We start from the raw sequence: 19,097 nt of genomic DNA on the forward strand, positions 1-19,097 counted from the left end.
GCCACGTGGAGATCGGCACCGCGACGCTCGCCGCTTTCCGCCTGCTGGCCAGTGGCGACGGCGCGCTGTGGTTCATCGTCTGGACCTCGCTGATGGTGGCCGTGTCGGGCCTCGCACTGGCCACCGTGCCGGCCATCGGCGCCGCGTACCTGGTTGCCACGCATCAGTTCCCGGGCCGGCGCGCGGTGGTGGTGGTGGCGCAGGCCACCCTCTCGTTTCCGACCGTGCTGGTCGGACTGATTCTCTACCTGCTGTTCACGCGCCAGGGGCCGCTGGGCGGCTTTGGGCTGCTGTTCACGCCGGCGGGCATGGTGCTCGGGCAGGCCGTGATTGCGTTTCCGGTGATTCTGGCGTTCTCGCTTTCCGCGCTGCAGGCAGCCGACCCGCGCCTGCGGGAAACCGCATGGGTGCTGGGTGCAAGCCGCTGGTGCACCTTCCTGACCGTGCTGCGTGAGTTGCGATTTGGTCTGATGGCGGCCGTGGTGGCCGGTTTCGGGCGCGTGATCGCCGAAGTAGGCTCCGCGCTGATGATCGGCGGCAATATCGAAGGCTCCACGCGCACGATCACCACCGCCATCGCGCTGGAAACCAGCAAGGGCGAATTCGCGCAAGGGATTGCGCTGGGCATCGTGCTGGTGGGACTGGCATTGATCGTCAACGTGCTGATGGCGTGGCTGCAAGGCGCCGGAGGATTCCGCCGATGACCGAATCCACTCATGCGCCGCTCCTGACGGTGCGCGGGCTGACGCGACGCGTCGGCACGCGGCATCTGTTCGACATTGCCGAGCTGGTATTTCGGCGCGCGACGGCGGTGGCGCTGACCGGCGTGAATGGCGCGGGCAAATCCACGTTGCTGCGCATGATCGCGGGGCTGGAGCCCGCGCCGGGCGCCACGGTGACGTGGACCGAAGCCGATGGCACGCCGCGCACGACACCGCTGACACCCCTGCCGCAGGCGCTGCGCCGGCAGGTCGCCTACATGCACCAGCACCCCTACCTGTTCCGGACCTCGGTACGGGACAACATCGCCTACGGTCTGCGCGCACGCGGACTGCCGCACGACGAGATCAACCGCCGCGTGGGCGCGGCGCTGGGCTGGGCCGGCATCGTACACGTGCAGGACACCGCGCCAGACAAGCTGTCGGGGGGCGAGATCCAGCGCGTGGCACTGGCGCGGGCGAAGGTTCTGGAACCCGAACTGTTGTTGCTCGACGAACCGACGTCGAGCCTCGACGGTCACGCACGCGAACAGGTGATCGCGCTGATCAGCGAACTGGCGGCGGAGGGCCGCTGCGTCGTGATGGTGTGTCACGACCGCGAGCTGATCAACCTGCCCGGTGTGGTGCGATGGAAGCTGGGCGAGGGACAGCTCGATACGAAACACCGCTAGCGGTTGCCGCGCCGGCCGGCGCCCCTCGCCTCAGCGCAACCGCGCGCGCATCGTTCCACGCAAGGCATTGGCGATCACGATCGCCCCGGCGCGCCGCACCATCTCGCGCGTCACCACGACTTCCTCGACCGGCCCGTCGATCAACGCGTCGCCCGCTTCCAGCACGACCGCCCGCATCACACCCGGCAGGATGTCCGCCGACAGCGGCGGCGTCAGCCATCGGCCATCCACCTTGAGGAACACCGAGCTGCGTCCGCCTTCCAGCAATTCGTCGCGCGTGTTGAAGAACAGGCAATCGAAGCCGCCCGCGCGCTCGGCCGCCTGCCAGCCTGCGTCGAACGTCGCACGGGCACTGGTCTTGTGGCGGCGCATCGGGTCGGCGTCGACCAACGGGGTATCGGCCAGATCCAGCGTGACAATCGTCTCCGCCAGCGGCGCCAGCGCACCGCTCGCAAACGCCAATGTGCCTGCCTTGCCCACGCTCATGCGCAAGCGCCAGTCGCCATCGCCCAGTCGCGCCGCCTCGGCCTGCAGGGCCGCCCGTGCGGCGGGCAGGTCAAGCGCATAGCCGAATGTCGCCGCCGAATGCCCGAGCCGCGCGAGGTGGCGCTCGCGATGCAGTACGACGCCATCGTGCGCGTGCATGGTCTCGAACAATGTGAAACCGGGATCGTGGCCGGTCAGGAAGCGGGCCTTCCAGCCGCACTCCGCATATTCGTCGTCGGCCACGCTGTCATGAACGATGCCGCCGCCCACGCCCATCTCGCCCCGACGCAGCCCATCGTGGCCGCGCGGGCCAAGGACCAGCGTGCGGATCGCCACGGACATCCCGAACGCACCACAACCGCCGGGCCCGACTGGTGCGTCCATCCAGCCGATGGCCCCCGTATAGAGTCCGCGTGGAGCCGACTCCAGCTCGGCAATGATCTGCATGGTGCGGCGCTTCGGCGCGCCCGTGATCGATCCACACGGGAACAGCGCGCGCATCAGTGCGCCGAATCCCGTATCGGTCCGCGCGGTGGCCGTCACGGTCGAAGTCATTTGCAGCACGCGGCCAAACGGCTGCACGACAAAGCGATCCGGCACCGCCACGCTGCCGGGCACGGCGACGCGCCCCAGGTCATTGCGCAACAGGTCGACGATCATCACGTTCTCGGCGCGATTCTTGGCGTCGGCGGCCAGCCTCCGCGCCGCGCGCGCATCCTCCTCCGCATCGCCCGATCGCGGCGCCGTGCCTTTCATCGGCCGGGCCACCAGGTGCCCCGCGCCGTCATGCTCGACGAACAACTCCGGCGACAGCGACAGCACCCAGCCATCGCCCGGCAATTGCGCGAGCACGCCAAACGGCACCGGCTGCGCCGCACGCAGCGCGGCGTAGAACGCGACAGGGTCCCCGAATGCGGAAAACCGCAGCCGTTGCGTGAAGTTGACCTGGTAGGTATCGCCGGCCTCGATGTAGTCGTGGATACGGGCGATGGCTTCGGCATAGGCCTGGCGCGACGTATCGGCCTGCACGTCCATCGCCCCCGCAGGGCCCGCGTGGGCGTTCGCGGCCAGCCACGCGGCCACGCCGCCGGTGTCCAGCCGTGCCATGTGCCGGAACCACAGCAGGCGCAGCGCGCCATCGTGGAACGGCAGCGCGTCGCCCACGTGCACGGGCGCGCCGACAATCGCGCCGCCGAACTCATAGGGCGCGAACAGCGTCGCCTGCAGGCCGTCGCGCCAGCCCTGGGCGAGCAGCCCGTCCAGCGCGGCGGGGTCTGTGCCCTGCGGGACGATGTCCTCGCGAACAAGACCGGTGTACAGGCGCGATGCGGCCACGCCGGGCGCGGCGGCGGCATCGTCCAGCAGGACGAACGGAGAGGGAATGAGGGACTGCGGTACCACGAGAGAGAAACGCAGAGGGGAAGACTCTGCAGGATGCATCGATGCCGCATTATCGCCGCCGCGGGCGAAAAAAAACCGGCCACGCTTGTCACGTAGCCGGTTTCATCGTCCCGCCAGCGGATCGATCCGCTGCCGATGGCGGGGGCGGGATCAGCTGAAGAAGCTCTTCACCTTGTCCAGCCAGGATTGCTCCTGCGGGCTGTGGCGCGATCCGCCCTCGTGCACCGAGCGGTCGAACTGACGCAGCATGTCCTTCTGGGCGTCGGTCAGCTTCACCGGCGTTTCCACGTTCACGTGCACGTAGAGGTCGCCCGGATAGCCCGATCGCACGCCCTTGATGCCCTTGCCGCGCAGGCGGAAGGTCTTGCCGGCCTGCGTGCCTTCCGGCACCGGGAAGCTGGCGCGACCGCCCAGCGTCGGCACCTCGAGATCGCCACCCAGCGCCGCGGTGGCAAACGAGATCGGCATCTGGCAGTGCAGGTCGTCCCCGTCGCGCTCAAACACCGTGTGCGGCTTGATGTGCACCTCGACATAGAGGTCGCCCGGCGGGCCGCCATTGATGCCCGGTTCGCCGTTGCCGGAGGACCGGATGCGCATGCCTTCGTCGATGCCGGCGGGGATCTTCACCTCCAGCGTCTTCTGCGACTTGAGCTTGCCCTGGCCGTGGCACTTGGTGCACGGCTTGGGAATGAACTTGCCGCTGCCGTGACACTTCGGGCAGGTCTGCTGCATCGTGAAGAAGCCTTGCGACACGCGCACCTGGCCCACGCCGTTACAGGTCGGGCAGGTTTCCACCGACGATCCCGGCTCGGCGCCGTTGCCGTGGCAGTGTTCGCAGTCGTCCCAGTGCGGCACGCGGATCTGCGCCTCGTGGCCATGCGCGGCCTGCTCCAGCGAGATCTCCATGCTGTAGCGCAGGTCGGCGCCACGGTAGGCCTGCGGGCCATTGCCGCGACGGCCACCGGCCTGCTGGCCGAAGATGTCGCCGAAGATGTCGCCGAACGCCTCGGCGAAGCCGCCACCGCCAAACCCGCCGCCGCCGAAGCCGCCGGCCATGTTCGGGTCCACGCCGGCGTGGCCATACTGGTCGTAGGCCGCCCGCTTCTCGGTGTCGGAGAGCATCTCGTAGGCCTCCTTGACCTCCTTGAAATGCTCCTCGGCGTCCTTGCTGTCCGGATTGCGGTCCGGGTGATACTTCATCGCGAGCTTGCGATAGGCCTTCTTGATCTCGTCGTCGCTCGCGTTCTTGCCTACCCCGAGCACTTCGTAGTAGTCACGTTTTGCCATGGTGGCTCTTACCTCATTGGCCCGGCGGGCAAGTCCTGTACCCGCCTGGCGATAAGCAAAAAAGCCGAGCGCGGCGTCCGACCGCGGTTTTCACCTTGGATCAGATCACCATCGCCCGGCGTCGGGACGGGGGCGGCGCCGGCATCACCCGCGCCGCCGCCCGCAACCCCGCTTACTTCTTGTCGTTTACTTCCTTGAACTCGGCATCCACGACGTTATCGTCCTGCGGCTGGGCATGCTGCTGGCCACCCGCGGCGCCCGCACCTGCGGCACCCGCTGCACCGGCCGCGCCGGCTTCACCAGCCTGCGCCTGCATGTCGGCGTAGACCTTCTCGCCCAGCTTCTGGCTGACTTCGGACAGCGCGTTGATCTTGGTCTCGATCTCGGCCTTGTCGCCGCCGCGCACGGCGTCTTCCAGGTCCTTGATCGCCACTTCGATCTTTTCCTTCTCGCCGGCTTCCAGCTTGTCGCCGTGCTCGGTCAGCGCCTTGCGCGTCGAGTGCACCAGGCCGTCCGCCTGATTACGGGCGTCGGCCAGCTCGCGGGCGCGCTTGTCTTCCTCGGCATTGGCCTCGGCATCCTTCACCATGCGCTGGATTTCGTCTTCCGACAGACCCGAGTTCGCCTTGATGGTGATGCGGTTTTCCTTGCCGGTGGCCTTGTCCTTGGCGCCCACGTGCAGAATGCCGTTGGCGTCGATGTCGAACGAGACCTCGATCTGCGGCATGCCGCGCGGCGACGGCGGAATGCCTTCCAGGTTGAACTCGCCCAGCAGCTTGTTGCCGGTGGCCATCTCGCGCTCGCCCTGGAAGACCTTGATGGTCACCGCGGGCTGGTTGTCGTCAGCCGTCGAGAACACCTGGGCATGCTTGGTCGGGATGGTCGTGTTCTTGCTGATCATCTTGGTCATCACGCCACCCAGCGTCTCGATGCCCAGCGACAGCGGCGTCACGTCCAGCAGCAGCACGTCGGTGCGGTCGCCCGACAGCACGGAACCCTGGATCGCGGCACCCACGGCCACGGCTTCGTCCGGGTTCACGTCCTTGCGCGCTTCCTTGCCGAAGAACTCGCGGACCTGTTCCTGCACCTTGGGCATGCGGGTCATGCCGCCCACCAGGATCACGTCGTCGATCTCGCTGACCTTGACGCCCGCATCCTTGATGGCGGTGCGGCACGGTTCGATCGTGCGGGTGATCAGTTCCTCGACCAGCGCTTCCAGCTTGGCGCGCGTGATCTTCAGGTTCAAGTGCTTCGGACCGGAGGCGTCCGCCGTGATGTACGGCAGGTTGATTTCGGTCTGCTGCGAACTCGACAGTTCGATCTTGGCCTTTTCGGCGGCTTCCTTCAGGCGTTGCAGCGCCAGCACGTCCTTCGACAGGTCGACGCCCTGGTCCTTCTTGAACTCGCCGATGATGTAGTCGATGATGCGCTGGTCGAAGTCCTCGCCACCGAGGAACGTGTCGCCGTTGGTCGACAGCACTTCGAACTGCTTCTCGCCGTCCACGTCGGCGATCTCGATGATCGAGATGTCGAACGTACCGCCGCCGAGGTCATACACGGCGATCTTGCGGTCGCCCTTCTCGTTCTTGTCCATGCCGAACGCCAGCGCGGCGGCGGTCGGCTCGTTGATGATGCGCTTCACGTCCAGGCCGGCGATGCGGCCCGCGTCCTTGGTCGCCTGGCGCTGCGAGTCGTTGAAGTAAGCCGGCACGGTGATCACGGCCTCGGTCACCGGCTCGCCCAGGTAGTCCTCGGCGGTCTTCTTCATCTTGCGCAGGACTTCGGCGGACACCTGCGGCGGCGCCAGCTTCTGGTCGCGCACACCCACCCATGCGTCGCCGTTGTCGGCCTTGACGATGGAATACGGCATCAGGCCGATGTCCTTCTGGACTTCCTTCTCTTCGAACTTGCGGCCGATCAGGCGCTTCACGGCGTACAGCGTGTTGCGCGGATTCGTGACGGCCTGGCGCTTGGCGGGGGCACCGACCAGGATCTCGCCATCTTCCATGTAGGCGATGATCGAGGGCGTGGTGCGTGCGCCTTCCGAGTTTTCGATGACTTTCGGCGTGTTGCCTTCCAGCACGGACACGCAGCTGTTGGTGGTACCCAAGTCGATACCGATGATCTTACCCATAGTGTTCTCTCCTATTGAGTCCTGCGTCGTGGCAGGGACTGCAATTCAACCTGAGTGCGAAATGTGGCCGGCCGAGGGCTTTTCAAGGGCAGAAATGGCAATTCCGAGTAATTTTCTCGGCTAATCGCCCCCGCGGCCCTCGCCCCATAAAGTGCTTTTTGAATAACTTATGAGGATTGCCGGGCGCGTTGCCAGAGCACGTCGCTGCCGCCGGCGGAGCGGTTCAGCACGCGGGCCAGCACGAACAGCAGGTCGGACAGCCGGTTCAGGTACTGCCGGGGCGCCTCGTTGAGCGCCTCGGTCGCGCCGAGCGCCACCAGCGCCCGCTCGGCCCGCCGGCACACCGTGCGGCAGATATGGGCCTGGGCGGCGGCGCGGCTGCCGCCGGGCAGGATGAACTCCGCCAGGCGCGGCAGGTTGGCGTTGTAGTGCGCCAGCCAGTCGTCGAGTTGCGCCACCTGCTCCGGCTTCACCAGCGTGTATCCCGGGATGGACAGCTCGCCGCCCAGGTCGAACAGGTCGTGCTGGATATGGAGCAATGCGCCGCGCACGTCCTCCGGCAGGTCCGGCTCGGTCAGCAGCAGGCCGATGTGCGAGTTGAGCTCGTCAACGTCACCAATGGCCGCGATCCGCTGGCTGTTCTTGCCGGTGCGGCTGCCATCGCCAAGCCCCGTGGTGCCGGCGTCGCCGGTGCGGGTGGCAATCTTGGACAGGCGGTTGCCCATGCCAGTCTCCCTTTGTCGATATCGAAGTGGCGCAATTATGGCGCGCTTCGGCCCCCGCGGGGGTGGCTTCCCGGGGCGATGGCCGGCCGCCAGGTGACGCGGGCGGCGTAGAATGGCGGCATTCGTTCCAATGCCAACCGGGTCGCGCGCCAGTCGCCGGCAGGGGCCGGACCGCCGTCCGCCCGCCGCAAACCCGCACGGACCCGCCGGAGACACGCATGAACCACCCCACCCCAGCCGCCGCGCTCACGCGCCGTCCGTTCCCGGCAGCATTGGCCGAGACCCTCTCCGCGCGCTTTGGCGACCGCTTTTCCACCTCCCCGGGCGTGCGCGAGCACCATGGCCGCGACGAGTCGCCCTTCCCGCCTGCGCTGCCGGATGCCGTGGTGTTTGCCCACTCCACCGAGGAAGTGGCCGGCGTGGCCAGGCTCTGCAACGAATATGGCGTGCCCCTGATCGCCTACGGCGCCGGGTCGTCGCTGGAAGGCCACCTGCTGGCCGTGGCCGGCGGCGTCAGCCTCGACCTGTCGCAGATGAACCGCGTGCTGACCGTGCATCCGGAGGACCTGACCGTCACCGTGCAGCCCGGCGTCACCCGCAAGCAGTTGAACCTGGAGATCAAGGACACCGGCCTGTTCTTCCCGATCGATCCGGGCGCCGATGCGTCGCTGGGCGGCATGTGCGCCACGCGCGCGTCCGGCACCAACGCGGTCCGCTACGGCACGATGCGCGAAAACGTGCTGGCGCTGACCGTCGTGACGGCCGATGGCCGCGTCATCCGCACCGGCACCAATGCCCGCAAGTCGTCGGCCGGCTATGACCTGACGCGCCTGTTCGTCGGCAGCGAGGGCACGCTGGGCATCATCACCGAAGTGACCGTGCGCCTGTATCCGCAGCCGGAGGCCATCTCCGCCGCGGTCTGCGCGTTTCCTAGCATGGGCAGCGCCGTGCGCGCGACCATCGACACGATCCAGCTGGGCGTGCCCGTGGCGCGCGTGGAATTTGTCGACGCCCTGGCGATCCGGGCGATCAACCGCCATGACAACCTGACCCTGCCAGAGACCCCGCACCTGTTCTTCGAATTCCACGGCACCGAAGCCGGCGTGCGCGAACAGGCCGAAACCGTCCAGCAGATCGCCGCGGAACACGGCGGCCAGGGTTTCGAATGGGCCACGCGGCCCGAGGACCGCAGCCGCCTGTGGAACGCCCGCCATACCGCCTACTTCGCGATGCTGCAGCTCAAGCCGGGCTGCAAGTCGGTGACGACCGATGTCTGCGTGCCGATCTCGCGCCTGGCGGACTGCGTGATGGAAACCGAAGTGGACCTCAACGCGTCGTCGCTGCCCTGCCCGATCGTCGGCCACGTCGGCGACGGCAATTTCCACGTGGCGATCCTCGTTGACCCGGACAAGCCCGAGGAAATGGCCGAGGCCGAGGAGATCAACCGCCGCATCGTGCAGCGCGCGCTGGCGATGGGCGGCACCTGCACGGGCGAGCACGGCGTGGGCCTGCACAAGATGGGCTTCCTAGTGCAGGAACATGGCGAGGATGCGCTGGACCTGATGCGTGCCATCAAGGACGCGCTGGATCCGAACCACATCCTGAATCCCGGCAAGATCTTCAGCGCGGCGCGCTGAGCGGGGACCCGCGCCATGGCATCGGTATTCCACCGCGTCCCGCCGCTGCACCTGCTGATCGCGTTCGAGGCCGCCGCGCGGCTCGGCAGCTTCGCGCGGGCAGCGGAAGAGTTGTCGGTGACACCCAGCGCGGTGTCGCACCGCATCAAGAACCTGGAAGAGCTGTGGGGCGATGACCTGTTTGTCCGCTCCAACGCCGCGTTGCGGCTCACGGCAGCCGGCACGCGCTACCAGCGCAATGTGCAGGACGCGCTCAAGTCGCTGAACGAGCTGGCGCGTCCCGAGTACAACAAGCTGCGCACGCGGCTGCGCGTGGCCATTCCGCCAACGTTCGGGCGCCAGCACCTGGTGCCGCGCCTGCCCGAGTTCGGCGCGCTGTATCCGCACATCGACCTGGAGCTGCACCTGGCCGTGCCGTTCCTCGATGTGAAGGCCGAGGACACCGACGTCGAGATCCGCTATGGCACGGGCCGCTACCCGGACCTGAAGACCACCAAGCTGCTGGTGGAGCCCGTCTTTCCGGCCTGCGGCCGCGAATACTACGAACGCGTGGACGGACGCGCCATCGTCAAGCCCGAGGACCTGCACAACCTGGTGCTGCTGCGCAGCCCCCTGGAACCGTGGCGGCCCTGGTTCGAGCACGCGGGACTGGACTGGCCCGAGCCCCAGATCGGTCCCCAGTTCAACGACATCGGCCTGATGCTGGAGGCCATCGTCTCCAACCAGGGCGTGGGACTGGTGCGCCAGCGCATGGCCCGCCAATGGCTGGCGGCCGGGCAGATGGTGAAGCTGCTCGATGTGGAGTCGGTCTCGCCGCACGGCTACTACATCGTGGAACGCGAACAGGCGCCGCTCAAGCCGGAGGCGCGTTACTTCGTCGACTGGCTGCTCGGACTGGACTGGTAGCGTCCGGGCCACTAGGCTGGAACTGGCGCCCGCCACACTGCGGCGCCCGGCATGAGCCATTTTGATCGGCTTGCCATGCCGAATTCACGTGGGCGTAGGCTCCCGTGGCAAGGTGCCTGCGCTATAGTCTGCCGTCCCGGCCGGGCGAGTGAAGTCGTGCGCAGCGGCCGGTCCGTCACAGGAGTTGCCATGAACGCCCCGCAAGACGCCCACACCGTTGCCGGCGATGCCGCCGACAGCCGCCGTGCCACGCTGCTGGCCGGGCTCGCCCGCATCCTGCCGGAAGCCGCCGTGCTGTGGAAAGCCGAGGACACGGTCCCCTACGAGTGCGACGGCCTGGCCGCCTACCGCCAGGTGCCCGACGCCGTGGTGCTGCCCGATACCGAGGAGCAAGTCTGCGCGATCCTGCGCCTGTGCCACGAACTGTCCGTGCCGGTGGTGCCGCGCGGGTCGGGCACCAGCCTGTCCGGCGGTGCGATGCCGATTGCCGGTGGCCTGGTGCTCTCGCTGGCCAAATTCAAGCGAATCATCGCGGTCGATCCGCGCTCGCGCACGGCCGTGGTCCAGCCCGGCGTGCGCAATCTGGCCATCTCCGAGGCCGCCGCGGCATTCAACCTGTACTACGCGCCGGACCCCTCCTCGCAGATCGCCTGCTCGATCGGCGGCAACGTCGCCGAGAATTCCGGCGGCGTGCATTGCCTGAAGTACGGCCTGACCGTTCATAACGTGCTGCGCGTGCGCGCGGTGACGATGGCCGGCGATGTCGTCGTCTTCGGCTCCGAGGCCCCGGACGCGCCGGGCCTGGACCTGCTGGCCACCGTGATCGGCTCCGAGGGCATGCTGGCCGTGGTGACCGAGGTCACCGTCAGGCTGATTCCCAAGCCGCAGCTGGCGCAGGTGATCATGGCCAGCTTCGACGATGTGGAGAAAGGCGGCAATGCCGTGGCCGACGTGATCGCCGCCGGCATCATCCCCGCCGGGCTGGAAATGATGGACCGACCGGCCACCGTCGCCGTGGAGGAATTCGTCAAGGCCGGCTACGACCTGGACGCCGCCGCGATCCTGCTGTGCGAATCCGATGGCACGCCCGAGGAAGTGGCCGAGGAGATCGAACGCATGAGCGAGGTGCTGCGCCAGTCCGGCGCCACGCGCATCACGGTGTCGCAAAGCGAGGCCGAACGCCTGCGCTTCTGGAGTGGCCGCAAGAACGCCTTTCCCGCCGCGGGCCGCATCTCGCCCGACTACTACTGCATGGACGGCACGATCCCGCGCAAGCACATCGGCACGCTGCTCAAGCGGATCGAGGAGATGGAGCGCAAGTACGCCCTGCGTTGCATCAACGTCTTTCACGCGGGCGACGGCAACATGCATCCGCTGATCCTGTTCGATGGTGCCGATCAGGACGAATGGCACCGTGCCGAGCTGTTTGGCGCGGACATCCTGGAGTCCTGCGTGGAACTCGGGGGCACCGTCACCGGCGAACACGGCGTGGGCGTGGAAAAGCTCAACTCGATGTGCGTGCAGTTCTCCCCCGCCGAGCGCGAGGCCTTCTTCGGCGTCAAGGCGGCGTTCGACCCCGCCCGGCTGCTCAACCCGGACAAGGCCATTCCCACGCTGGCCCGCTGCGCCGAGTACGGCAAGATGCACATCAAGCGCGGGCTGCTGCCGCACCCGGATTTGCCGCGCTTCTGACCGCGAGCATCGCCAGTGAGCACCCCCATGCGCCACCCACTCCAGGACGAATCCGCCGCCCGCAGGCTCGGTCGACCCGAGTCGGGATGGCGCCGGCGCGGATACACCATCATCTACGAGTCCGACACGCGTGCCGGACGGGCTTTCGACCTGATCGTGCTGGCCGCCATCCTGGCCAGCGTGGGCGTGGTGATCCTCGACAGCGTGCCCTCGATCCACACCAACGCCCGGTACCACATGCTGGTGCTGGAATGGATGTTCACGGTGTTCTTCACGATCGAGTACGTGATGCGCATCGTCGTCGTGAAGCGTCCGCTGCACTACGTATTCAGCTTCTTCGGCATCATCGACTTCATCTCGATCATGCCGACCTGGCTGGCGTTTTTCGTGCCCGAGATGGCCTATCTGATCGATGTGCGCCTGCTGCGCCTGCTGCGGATGTTCCGGATTCTCAAGCTCACGGTGTACTTCGAGGAATCGCAGATGCTGTACCGCGCGCTGGTCGCCAGCAGGCGCAAGATCTTCGTCTTCCTTGGCACGGTGTGGATCATCACGGTGATCCTCGGCACGATCATGTACGTGGTCGAGGGGCCGCAGCACGGGTTCACCAGCATCCCGGTCAGCATCTACTGGGCGGTGGTCACGCTGACCACGACCGGCTTCGGCGACGTGGTGCCCAAGACGCCGCTGGGGCAGTTCATCACCTCGCTGACCATCCTGCTCGGCTACGGGATCATCGCCTTCCCCACCGGCATCGTCGGCGCGGAGCTGGCGGCCACCCTGCTGCGCAACAAGTCGACCACGCGGCAATGCCCGGAATGCCTGTTCGAAGGGCATGACGTGGACGCGGACTTCTGCAAGCACTGCGGCCATCCGCTGCCACACCTTCCGCCTGGCCACTAGGCGCCGCGACCCGACCCCCGACAAGACTCCACAAGATCCCCACATGCAAGCCATCCTCGACTCCCTGCGCGACACGGTCCGCCAGGCCACGGAATCCCGCACCCCGCTGCGCCTGCGCGGCGGCGGCACCAAGGACTTCTACGGGCAGTCCTTCGACGGCCAGGTGATCGACACGCGGCCCTACGCCGGCATCGTCGACTACGACCCCGCCGAACTGGTGATTACCGCGCGCTGCGGCACGCCGCTATCGGACATCGAGGCCGCGCTGGCGGAGAAGCACCAGATCCTCGCCTTCGAGCCGCCGCATTTCGGCGCTCCGGGCGCCGCGACGTTCGGCGGCGCGGTGGCGGCGGGATTGTCCGGTCCGCGCCGGCAGTCGGTGGGTGCCCTGCGCGACTTCGTGCTCGGCACCCGGCTGATGGACGGCCACGGCGAGATCATGGATTTCGGCGGCCAGGTCATGAAGAACGTGGCCGGCTACGACGTCTCCCGCCTGCTGGCCGGATCGCTCGGCACGCTGGGCCTGATCCTGGAGGTGTCGCTGAAGGTGCTGCCGGTGCCGTTCGCCGACGCCACGCTGCGCTTCGCCGTGACGCAGGCCGACGCCATCGATCGCCTGAACACCTGGGGCGGGCAGCCGTTGCCGATTGCCGCGTCGGCATGGCACGACGGCACGCTGCATGTGCGGCTTTCCGGCGCCACCGCCGCCGTGCGGGCCGCGCGCGAGAAGCTTGGTGGCGATGTCGTCGATGCCGCCGAAGCGCAGGCATTGTGGGCCGCGTTGCGCGAACAGACGCATGCCTTCTTCGCCCCCGCGCAGTCGGGCCGCGCGCTCTGGCGCATCGCCGTGCCGCCCGTCGCGCCGCCGCTGGACCTGCCCGGCGCACAGCTTGTGGAATGGGGCGGCGGCCAGCGCTGGTGGCTGGCGCCCGAGGACCATGCCGCGTCGGCCGACAACGTGCGCGCCATCGCCCAGGCTGCCGGGGGCCATGCCACGCTGTTCCGCAACGGCGACAAGTCGGTGGGCGTGTTCACGCCGCTGTCCTCGCCGCTGGCCGCCATCCATCAGCGCCTGAAGGCCACGTTCGATCCCGCGGGTATCTTCAATCCGCAGCGCATGTACACCGGTCTCTGACCCCCTCTTACCGTCCGGCGATACGTCCCCACCATGCAAACCACCCTGGCCGAATTCCTGCGCAACACCCCCGAAGGCGAAGAAGCCAAAGCCATCGTCGGCAAGTGTGTGCATTGCGGTTTCTGCACCGCCACGTGCCCTACCTACCAGTTGCTCGGCGACGAGCTGGACGGCCCGCGTGGCCGCATCTACCTGATGAAGCAGGTGCTGGAAGGCAATGCAATCACCGAAAGCACACGCCTGCACCTGGACCGCTGCCTGACCTGCCGCAATTGCGAGTCGACGTGCCCCTCGGGCGTCAAGTACGGGCGGCTGGTCGATATCGGCCGGCAGGTCGTCGATGACCGGCTGGAGGAGGCCGGCATTCGCCGTCCGGCCAAGGAACGTTTCGCGCGCTGGATACTGCGCGAGGGGCTGACGCGTCCGGCATTGTTCGGGCCGGCGCTGAAGCTCGGCCAGATGGTGCGCCCGCTGCTGCCGCAGACGCTGCGCAACAAGGTGCCCGCGCACACCGCCACCGCCGGCACGTGGCCACGCACGGTCCATCCACGCAAGATGCTGTTGCTCGATGGCTGCGTGCAGCCGGCCATGTCGCCCAATATCAATGTGGCCACGGCGCGCGTGCTGGACAAGCTCGGCGTGCAACTGGTGATCGCGCGCGAGGCCGGCTGTTGCGGCGCGATTCGTTTCCATACCGGCGACCACGACGGCGGGCTCGACAACATGCGCGCCAATATCGACGCATGGTGGCCGCATATCGAGGCCGGCGCAGAGGCCATCGTCATGACGGCCTCGGGTTGCGGCGCGATGATCAAGGACTATGGGCACCTGCTGCGCAACGACCCGCGGTACGCCGAACGCGCGGCGCGTGTGTCGGCGCTAACGCGCGACCTGTCGGAAATCCTGCCGGCCTTCGCGGACGACCTGCACAAGCTGGCCGGCGCCGTACCGCGCGACAGCCGCCGCGTGGCCTACCACCCGCCCTGCACGCTCCAGCACGGCCAGCAGATCCGCGGCAAGGTGGAGGCCCTGCTGACGGGGCTCGGCATCGAGGTCCGGCTCTGCGCCGACAGCCACCTGTGCTGTGGCTCGGCGGGAACATATTCGGTGCTGCAGCCGGAACTGTCGTACCAGCTGCGTGACGACAAGCTGGCGAAGCTGCAGGCGACGTCGCCCGAGGCGATCGTGTCGGCCAATATCGGCTGCATCACGCATCTCCAGGGCGGCACGGAAACGCCGGTCATGCACTGGGTGGAACTGGTGGACCGGATGGTGAGCCCGCAGGCGTAGCCGGCACGGTGGCGCCGGCGCCGCGCCCCGCAACCGGGAGGGGCGCCGGCGCCATAACCGGCGCCATCGGAGTACCATGTCGGCACATTTTGACCCCGACGTGCCCCCATGCTCCAGACGTTTGCCATCCTGCTGGTCTTCCAGACCGTGGGCGAGGTGATCAGCTACGCGCTGCGCCTGCCCGTGCCCGGCCCCGTGATCGGGATGCTGTTGCTCTTCGGCTGGCTGGTGTTCGACAACCGCCTGCTGCCCATCATCCAGAACACCACCAGCGACCTGCTCAAGCATCTGTCGCTACTGTTCGTGCCCGCCGGCGTCGGCATCATGGTCCACGCCAGCCGCATCGGCGGAGAATGGATGCCGATCGTCATCTCGCTGGTCATCTCCACGTGGCTGGCCATCGCCGTCACCGCGCTGGTCACGCGCGCGCTGATGCGCAAGCCCCCGGAGGCGGTGACCGATGCCGTCGAACCGACGGAGGCCCAGCCATGATGTCGCCACGCCTGAACGAGATCTGGGTCTATCTGGCCGCCAGCCCCCTGATCGGGCTGACCGCCACGCTGATCGCCTATGTCTTTGCGTACCGTATCTACGAGCGCGCGCGCTTCTCGCCGCTGGCCAATCCCGTGATGATCTCAGTGGCGATCCTGGTCACCGTGCTCACCGTCACCGGCACGCCCTACAAGAGCTATTTCGACGGCGCACAGTTCGTGCACTTCCTGCTGGGCCCCGCGACGGTCGCGCTGGCCGTGCCGCTCTACCTGCAACTGCCCAAGCTGCGCACGCATGTGATTCCGCTGCTGTGCGGCCTGGTGGCCGGATCGATCGTGGCGGTGGTGTCGGCAGTCGGCATCGCGTACGCGCTGGGGGCCTCGCCGGAGGTCGTGCGGTCGCTGGCGCCGAAATCCGTGACGATTCCGATCGCCATGGGCGTATCGGAAAAGATCGGCGGCCTGCCGTCGCTGACCGCCGTGCTGGTGATGGCCACCGGCATCATCGGTGCCGTCAGCGCCACCGGCCTGCTGAACCTGCTGCGCGTGCGCGACTACACCGTGCGTGGCTTCGCCACCGGCGTGGCGGCGCATGGCATCGGCACCGCGCGGGCGTTCCAGGTGAGCCAGGAGGCCGGCGCGTTCGCGGCACTCGGCATGGGCCTCAACGGCGTCCTCACTGCGATCCTGGTACCCGTGCTGGCAACATGGATGCCCCACTGACCATGCCTGCCAGGCCCCTGACATACTCCTGACAGGACGCTGTCAGGAGCCCCCGCGCATCATGCGTTCTCCCAATACCCCGAGAGGAGAGCCATCATGGCCAATGCCCTGATCAACTGGCTGGAAATTCCCGTCACCGACATGCGCCGCGCCGTCGAGTTCTACGAGGCCGTATTCGAGAGCCCGCTGCGCCGCGAGACCATGGGCGACGTCGATCTGGCCGTATTCACCCACGCCGAATCCGCGGGCGCGCTGGTGTCCGGCGAACGCTACCGCTCCAGCGCGTTCTATGGCCCGGTCCCGTACCTCAACGCGCCGCAGCTCGACGACGTGCTGGCCCGCGTGTCCTACGCCGGCGGCCGCACCGTGCATGGCCCCGTGCAACTGCCGGACAACATGGGCCGCTATGCCCACATTACCGACAGCGAAGGCAACCGGATCGGCCTGCACGAGCCGGTGACGCACTGACAAGCCACCCATGAGCCGCCGCGCCGACCGTCTCTTCCAGATCGTCCAGGTCCTGCGCGGGCGCCGCCTGACTACGGCGGCACTGCTCGCGCAGCGGCTCGGGGTCTCCGAACGCACGGTCTACCGTGACATCCAGGCGCTTTCTCTCTCGGGTGTGCCGGTCGAAGGCGAAGCCGGCATCGGCTATCGCCTGCGGCCGGACTACGACGTGCCGCCGCTGATGTTCACCGCAATGGAAGTGGAAGCCATGGTCGCCGGGCTGCGCCTGCTCAAGGCGTGGGGCGGCGGCGCGCTGGCCGCGGCCGCCGATCCGGCACTGGAAAAGCTGATGGCCGCGCTGCCGCCGCACCGGCGCGTGGCAGCCCAGCAGAGCCGGATCTTCGCGCCCGAGTACGTCAACCAGCCGGCGGTGAGAGACGCCTTCGACACCGTACACAGTGCCATCGGCGCGCAGCGTTTGCTGCAGATCGACTATAGCGATGCGCAGCAGCGCACCACGGTGCGCGTGGTGCAGCCGCTGGGATTGTTCTTCTGGGGCAATGTCTGGCTGTTGGCCGCGTGGTGCACGACGCGGTCAGACTATCGCAGCTTCCGGCTGGACCGCTGCCGCGCCATCGAGATGCTCGAGGACCATTTCCACGAGACGCCGGACCGCTCGCTCAATGGCTTCCTGCGCGCGGTGCAATCCGGCGCGCAAGGCTGATCGCGCGCGTCAGGCTGCGGGATCGCTCAACAGCTTTTCGATATCGGCGCGGATATCCTCGGGCTTGGTCGTCGGCGCGTAGCGCTTGAAGATCGTGCCGTCGCGGCGCAGCAGGAACTTGGTGAAGTTCCACTTGATCGCCTGCGTGCCCAGCACGCCACGCTTTTCGGACGTCAGCCACTTGTAGAGCGGATGCGCACCCGGGCCATTCACCTCGATCTTGTCGAACATCGGGAACCTGACCTGGAAGCGCGATTCGCAAAACTGGCCGATCTGCGCGGCATCGCCGGGCTCCTGCTTGCCGAACTGATTGCAGGGAAAACCGAGCACGTCGAGCCCGCGCTCGTGATAGGCGTCCTGCAGTGTCTGCAACCCGGCGTACTGCGGCGTGAATCCGCATTCGCTGGCGGTGTTGACGATCAGCAGCACCTTGCCTCGGAAATCGGCCAGCGGCACCGGTGTGCCGGACAGGGAACTGGCTTCGAACTGGTAGACGTTACTCATGGCGGTCTCCGCTTGGGGTGTTGGGCCTGACAGGCGTGAGGATACCGCGCCCGTCAGGTTCCTGCGAATGCCGCTCAGATGACGTTGAGGTGCTCGGTGCCGGCACCGAGGTCGGCGTCGCGATGGCGGGCGCTATGCAGCTTGATCATCAGGCGCAGGTCGTTCAGCGAGTCCGCGTTCTTGAGTGCGTCCTCGTAGGTAACCTTTTCCGCCTCGTAGAGCTCGAACAGCGCCTGGTCGAAGGAGATCATGCCCTGCTCGCGGGACCGCTTGATGACTTCCTTGAGCTCATGGATCTCGCCCTTGAAGATCAGGTCGGCCACCAGCGGCGTGCCGATCATGATTTCGACGGCAGGTACGCGACCCTTGCGGCCGGCGCGCGGCAGCAGGCGCTGCGAGATCATCGCCTTCAGGTTTAGCGACAGGTCGATCAGCAACTGCTGGCGCTTTTCCTCGGGGAAGAAGTTGACGATCCGGTCGATCGCCTGGTTGGCGTTGTTCGCGTGCAGCGTGGCCAGGCACAGGTGGCCGGTTTCCGCGTACTGCATCGCGTACTCCATCGTGTCGCGATCGCGGATTTCGCCGATCAGGATCACGTCGGGCGCCTGACGCAGCGTGTTCTTCAGCGCGATGTGCCACGATTCGGTGTCGATGCCGACCTCGCGCTGCGTGACGATGCAGTTCTGGTGCGCATGCACGTACTCGATCGGGTCCTCGATCGTGATGATATGGCCGTACGAATGTGCATTGCGGTGGTCCAGCATCGCGGCGAGCGAGGTGGACTTGCCCGAGCCCGTGGCGCCGGTCACGATCACCAGGCCGCGCTTGGCCATCACGATCTCATGCAGCACCGGCGGCAGATCCAGGTCTTCCACGGACGGGATGCGCGTGTTGATCGTCCGCGCGACCATGCCCGCCTTGCCCTGCTGGATGAACGCGGAGCAACGGAAGCGGCCCGCATTCGGTGCCGTGATGGCGAAGTTGCACTCGCGGGTCTCGTCGAACTCCTTGATCTGGCGCTCGTTCATGATCGAACGCACCAGGCCGAGCGCCTGCGTGGGATTGAGCGGCTGCTGGGAAACCGGCGTGATCTTGCCGTCCACCTTGATGGCCGGCGGGAAATCGGACGTGATGAACAAGTCCGACCCGCGGTTGTTGACCATCAGCTCCAGCAGGTCGTTGATGTATTTGGCGGCGGAATCGCGATCGAGCATGGTGTCGA

At 67.3% G+C, this 19,097-nt stretch carries 18 protein-coding genes; 12 read left to right on the plus strand and 6 right to left on the minus strand.

Going from position 1 to position 19,097, the window contains the following annotated elements:
* Nucleotides 1-5 precede the first annotated feature (5 nt).
* Together BLR29_RS05715 and BLR29_RS05720 are read left to right on the plus strand one after the other, a co-directional pair.
* A complete protein-coding gene (locus tag BLR29_RS05715) occupies nucleotides 6-704 on the plus strand; it encodes an ABC transporter permease (RefSeq protein ID WP_092135230.1) in 699 nt (232 codons plus the stop codon).
* A complete protein-coding gene (locus BLR29_RS05720) occupies nucleotides 701-1,390 on the plus strand; it encodes an ABC transporter ATP-binding protein (protein ID WP_092135232.1) in 690 nt (229 codons plus the stop codon). Before BLR29_RS05715 ends, BLR29_RS05720 begins: the two co-directional genes overlap by 4 nt.
* A 30-nt stretch (nucleotides 1,391-1,420) precedes the next feature.
* Here BLR29_RS05720 and pabB read toward each other — a convergent pair whose 3' ends face one another.
* From pabB to BLR29_RS05740, 4 genes are all read right to left on the minus strand, one after another.
* A complete protein-coding gene (pabB, locus tag BLR29_RS05725) occupies nucleotides 1,421-3,316 on the minus strand; it encodes an aminodeoxychorismate synthase component I (protein ID WP_092135233.1) in 1,896 nt (631 codons plus the stop codon).
* A gap of 111 nt (nucleotides 3,317-3,427) precedes the next feature.
* Nucleotides 3,428-4,564, minus strand: a complete 1,137-nt coding sequence (gene dnaJ / locus BLR29_RS05730) for a molecular chaperone DnaJ (protein WP_092135235.1) — start codon at nucleotides 4,562-4,564, stop codon at nucleotides 3,428-3,430.
* Between the two features lie 172 nt (nucleotides 4,565-4,736).
* Nucleotides 4,737-6,698, minus strand: a complete 1,962-nt coding sequence (dnaK, locus tag BLR29_RS05735; RefSeq protein WP_092135236.1) for a molecular chaperone DnaK — start codon at nucleotides 6,696-6,698, stop codon at nucleotides 4,737-4,739.
* 167 nt (nucleotides 6,699-6,865) lie between these two features.
* On the minus strand, nucleotides 6,866-7,423 hold the full coding sequence (locus BLR29_RS05740) for a cob(I)yrinic acid a,c-diamide adenosyltransferase (RefSeq protein ID WP_092135238.1): 558 nt from the start codon (nucleotides 7,421-7,423) through the stop codon (nucleotides 6,866-6,868).
* A 218-nt stretch (nucleotides 7,424-7,641) separates the two neighbouring features.
* Here BLR29_RS05740 and BLR29_RS05745 point away from each other — a divergent pair, with 218 nt between their 5' ends.
* From BLR29_RS05745 to BLR29_RS05790, 10 genes are all read left to right on the plus strand, one after another.
* On the plus strand, nucleotides 7,642-9,060 hold the full coding sequence (locus BLR29_RS05745; RefSeq protein ID WP_092135239.1) for an FAD-binding oxidoreductase: 1,419 nt from the start codon (nucleotides 7,642-7,644) through the stop codon (nucleotides 9,058-9,060).
* A 15-nt stretch (nucleotides 9,061-9,075) separates the two neighbouring features.
* Nucleotides 9,076-9,966, plus strand: a complete 891-nt coding sequence (locus tag BLR29_RS05750) for a LysR substrate-binding domain-containing protein (RefSeq protein WP_092135240.1) — start codon at nucleotides 9,076-9,078, stop codon at nucleotides 9,964-9,966.
* Nucleotides 9,967-10,155: 189 nt separating this feature from the next.
* Complete coding sequence (locus BLR29_RS05755) at nucleotides 10,156-11,658, plus strand: FAD-linked oxidase C-terminal domain-containing protein (RefSeq protein ID WP_092135241.1); 1,503 nt, start codon at nucleotides 10,156-10,158, stop codon at nucleotides 11,656-11,658.
* Nucleotides 11,659-11,685: 27 nt separating this feature from the next.
* Nucleotides 11,686-12,561, plus strand: coding sequence for an ion transporter (locus tag BLR29_RS05760; protein ID WP_092135242.1), 876 nt, complete (start codon nucleotides 11,686-11,688; stop codon nucleotides 12,559-12,561).
* A gap of 43 nt (nucleotides 12,562-12,604) precedes the next feature.
* Nucleotides 12,605-13,696, plus strand: coding sequence for a glycolate oxidase subunit GlcE (glcE, locus tag BLR29_RS05765; RefSeq protein ID WP_092135244.1), 1,092 nt, complete (start codon nucleotides 12,605-12,607; stop codon nucleotides 13,694-13,696).
* A 33-nt stretch (nucleotides 13,697-13,729) separates the two neighbouring features.
* Complete coding sequence (gene glcF / locus BLR29_RS05770) at nucleotides 13,730-14,986, plus strand: glycolate oxidase subunit GlcF (protein WP_092135245.1); 1,257 nt, start codon at nucleotides 13,730-13,732, stop codon at nucleotides 14,984-14,986.
* A gap of 108 nt (nucleotides 14,987-15,094) precedes the next feature.
* Complete coding sequence (locus BLR29_RS05775) at nucleotides 15,095-15,478, plus strand: CidA/LrgA family protein (RefSeq protein WP_092135247.1); 384 nt, start codon at nucleotides 15,095-15,097, stop codon at nucleotides 15,476-15,478.
* Nucleotides 15,475-16,200 carry an LrgB family protein gene (locus tag BLR29_RS05780; protein ID WP_092135249.1) on the plus strand — a complete coding sequence of 242 codons (726 nt, stop codon included), beginning with the start codon at nucleotides 15,475-15,477 and terminating at the stop codon, nucleotides 16,198-16,200. The genes BLR29_RS05775 and BLR29_RS05780 overlap by 4 nt, the downstream gene beginning before the upstream one ends.
* Nucleotides 16,201-16,296: 96 nt before the next feature.
* Nucleotides 16,297-16,668: a VOC family protein gene (locus BLR29_RS05785; protein WP_092135250.1), complete on the plus strand. Its 372-nt coding sequence runs from the start codon at nucleotides 16,297-16,299 to the stop codon at nucleotides 16,666-16,668.
* Between the two features lie 10 nt (nucleotides 16,669-16,678).
* Nucleotides 16,679-17,371, plus strand: a complete 693-nt coding sequence (locus BLR29_RS05790; RefSeq protein WP_092135252.1) for a helix-turn-helix transcriptional regulator — start codon at nucleotides 16,679-16,681, stop codon at nucleotides 17,369-17,371.
* Nucleotides 17,372-17,380: 9 nt separating this feature from the next.
* Here the strand turns inward: BLR29_RS05790 and BLR29_RS05795 are convergent, their stop codons facing one another.
* Complete coding sequence (locus tag BLR29_RS05795; RefSeq protein ID WP_092135254.1) at nucleotides 17,381-17,875, minus strand: glutathione peroxidase; 495 nt, start codon at nucleotides 17,873-17,875, stop codon at nucleotides 17,381-17,383.
* A 74-nt stretch (nucleotides 17,876-17,949) separates the two neighbouring features.
* Entirely contained in the window at nucleotides 17,950-19,089 is a 1,140-nt protein-coding gene (locus tag BLR29_RS05800; RefSeq protein WP_092135255.1) for a PilT/PilU family type 4a pilus ATPase, read from the minus strand.
* Nucleotides 19,090-19,097: the final 8 nt, after the last annotated feature.

The sequence above is a fragment of the Cupriavidus sp. YR651 genome (assembly GCF_900101625.1).
Taxonomy (GTDB): domain Bacteria; phylum Pseudomonadota; class Gammaproteobacteria; order Burkholderiales; family Burkholderiaceae; genus Cupriavidus.

Coding starts and splice junctions, on each gene's coding strand:
- BLR29_RS05720 (WP_092135232.1), top strand. CDS start 701: ATGACCGAATCCACTCATGCGCCGCTCCTGACGGTGCGCGGGCTGACG.
- pabB (WP_092135233.1), bottom strand. CDS start 3,316: ATGCATCCTGCAGAGTCTTCCCCTCTGCGTTTCTCTCTCGTGGTACCG.
- dnaJ (WP_092135235.1), bottom strand. CDS start 4,564: ATGGCAAAACGTGACTACTACGAAGTGCTCGGGGTAGGCAAGAACGCG.
- dnaK (WP_092135236.1), bottom strand. CDS start 6,698: ATGGGTAAGATCATCGGTATCGACTTGGGTACCACCAACAGCTGCGTG.
- BLR29_RS05740 (WP_092135238.1), bottom strand. CDS start 7,423: ATGGGCAACCGCCTGTCCAAGATTGCCACCCGCACCGGCGACGCCGGC.
- BLR29_RS05745 (WP_092135239.1), top strand. CDS start 7,642: ATGAACCACCCCACCCCAGCCGCCGCGCTCACGCGCCGTCCGTTCCCG.
- BLR29_RS05750 (WP_092135240.1), top strand. CDS start 9,076: ATGGCATCGGTATTCCACCGCGTCCCGCCGCTGCACCTGCTGATCGCG.
- BLR29_RS05755 (WP_092135241.1), top strand. CDS start 10,156: ATGAACGCCCCGCAAGACGCCCACACCGTTGCCGGCGATGCCGCCGAC.
- BLR29_RS05760 (WP_092135242.1), top strand. CDS start 11,686: ATGCGCCACCCACTCCAGGACGAATCCGCCGCCCGCAGGCTCGGTCGA.
- glcE (WP_092135244.1), top strand. CDS start 12,605: ATGCAAGCCATCCTCGACTCCCTGCGCGACACGGTCCGCCAGGCCACG.
- glcF (WP_092135245.1), top strand. CDS start 13,730: ATGCAAACCACCCTGGCCGAATTCCTGCGCAACACCCCCGAAGGCGAA.
- BLR29_RS05775 (WP_092135247.1), top strand. CDS start 15,095: ATGCTCCAGACGTTTGCCATCCTGCTGGTCTTCCAGACCGTGGGCGAG.
- BLR29_RS05780 (WP_092135249.1), top strand. CDS start 15,475: ATGATGTCGCCACGCCTGAACGAGATCTGGGTCTATCTGGCCGCCAGC.
- BLR29_RS05785 (WP_092135250.1), top strand. CDS start 16,297: ATGGCCAATGCCCTGATCAACTGGCTGGAAATTCCCGTCACCGACATG.
- BLR29_RS05790 (WP_092135252.1), top strand. CDS start 16,679: ATGAGCCGCCGCGCCGACCGTCTCTTCCAGATCGTCCAGGTCCTGCGC.
- BLR29_RS05795 (WP_092135254.1), bottom strand. CDS start 17,875: ATGAGTAACGTCTACCAGTTCGAAGCCAGTTCCCTGTCCGGCACACCG.
- BLR29_RS05800 (WP_092135255.1), bottom strand. CDS start 19,089: ATGCTCGATCGCGATTCCGCCGCCAAATACATCAACGACCTGCTGGAG.